This is a genomic window from Streptomyces sp. YS-3 (genome assembly GCF_045257485.1).
In the GTDB taxonomy this organism is placed as follows: domain Bacteria; phylum Actinomycetota; class Actinomycetes; order Streptomycetales; family Streptomycetaceae; genus Streptomyces.
In genome coordinates this window covers 1-1,917 of record NZ_JBJHPC010000891.1, presented here as the reverse complement: position 1 = coordinate 1,917, position 1,917 = coordinate 1, and the positions used below count along the sequence as shown (strand labels likewise).

1 protein-coding gene and 1 pseudogene are annotated in these 1,917 nt (G+C 75.5%); both read right to left on the bottom strand.

Translation table 11 applies throughout. The annotated features are described in order from the left end of the window. Positions 1–308: pseudogene (locus ACJA3G_RS36000) on the bottom strand (hypothetical protein); the annotation flags it as partial. 42 nt (positions 309–350) lie between these two features. Next, the coding region (locus ACJA3G_RS35995; protein ID WP_406557236.1) for an adenosine deaminase at positions 351–1,917 on the bottom strand (1,567 nt) is incomplete at its 5' end.

The window sequence follows — 1,917 nt, the reverse complement described above, 5'->3', positions numbered from 1 at the left end:
GCCCCGGCCGCGACGGCGGCCCGGCCGGAACGCCCGGGCCCCCGGCCGCCGTCGCGGCCGGGGCGGCCGGGGTCGGTGGCGGAGGCGATGCGTCCCGCGGTCCAGAAGCCGAGGACGTCGGCGTCCGACCAGGTCTCGCCGCGGGGAGCGGTCTCCTCCCCCGTACGGTCCGGGCCGGGCGCGTGCGCCGCGTCGGCGGGGGTCGCGCCCGTCAGCAGGAGCGCGCCCGAGGCGGCGACGGCGAGGCCCAGCCGCAGGGCCGGCCGTCGCGCGGGTCGCCGCGACGGCCGCCGGTCGATGAGAGTCATGGGCGGCATTCTGCCCGAATTGTCCTGTTATTCCGGCGAGGCTCAACGGCGTGCGCAGCGGCGTTCGAACGCCCGCCACTCCGTCTCCAGGTTCCATTGGAGCGTTGCTTTGGTGCTGGCCGCCAGGAACGCGCGGCAGCCGGCGCCGGGCCGGTGGTCCGGGTCGGGGGTGTCGTAGCGGCAGGGCGCGGCGAAGGTGTCGTACCGGTCCGGCTCCCTCCACAGGTTCGCCCCCTCGACGAAGGCGTGGTCCAGCGAGGCGCGCGCCGAGGTGCGCAACTCGGCGACGGACAGGCCCTGGTCGGTGACGCCGAGCCGGTAGACGTCGGTGAGGTCGCTGCGGCTGACACCCGGGTCGTCGGTGGCCAGGGCGAGGGGCACACCGGCGTCCAGATAGGTGTGCAGGGGGTGGCGGTCGCCGGTGACGCGGAGGATCTGGGCGTGGCTGATGAGAGGCGCCTCGACGAGCACGTGCCGCTCGCGCATCCGGGCGGCCAGGGCCTGGTGTTCGCGTTCGTGGCGGAGGTCGACACCGTGTCCGACGCGGTCGGCGCCCGCCAGGTCGACCGCCTGGGCGATGTGGAAGGCGAGGTCACGGCCGCTCACACCGTTCAGGCCGGCGACGAGTTCACCGGCGTGCAGACTGACGTGGACGGACGGTGCGCGGGACTTGAGGAAGCCGGTCATCCTCATGTGCAGGGTGTAGTCCCGCAGCGCGACGGGGGCGTCCTCGGGCTGGACCAGATTGACGCCGACGACGTGGCCGAGCCGGTGCCGGGCGAGCGCGAAGCCGAGGATCTGCTGGGCGAAGACATGGCGGGCGGGCTGGGCGCGGCCCACCTGGTAGTCGAAGCGGATGACGACGGCGCAGGCGGGCGGTGCGGACGTACGGCCGCAGCCGAGGAGCCGGCGGTAGCGGGTGAAGGCGCGGTCGTACTCGGCGGCGGCCTGCCGGACGATCTCCTCGAAGCCCGGGTCGCGGGTGAGGAGGCGGTGGAACTCGGCGAGGCCGGACGGGCCGGGGTCCGCGGGGTGCACCCGGTCGACCAGCCGGCGCAGCGGCTCGGCGGCCACCGTCACCAGCGTCTCCACATACGCGGTCCGCTCCCGCGCGGCGGCCCGGGCCACTTCCGCCAGCATGTCCGCGTCATGGCCCGCCTCGGCCTCGGCGAACTTCCCGAAGGTGGCGAAGAAATGGTCGTGGCCGGGCTGCGGGTCGCCGTCGGGCGGCAACACGAAACCGCGCATCGACCAGGCCCGGACGATCTCGCCCCGGAACGGTCCGGGACGGGTGGCGTCCCGGGCGGGCCGCTGCCCCGGGGCGCACGGCTCCGGCCCCGGGACCACGGCGTACGTGGCGGTGTCGACGCACTTGCGGTCACGGGCGGCGTAGGCGATGAGCGACTCCGCGGGGACGGCGCCGTCGAGGTGGTGATGGAGGTCGCCGCCCTTGGGCAGCTCACGCAGAAGGAGGCCGAGGTCACCGGGGCGCCGAACGACACGCGCCAACCACGCCTCGGCGGCGGGCAGTTCCCCCGGGGGCGGCCTGTCCCCTCCGGCGCGCAGTTCACCCGGGGGCGGGCCGCCCCCTACTGCGCGCAGTTCCCCC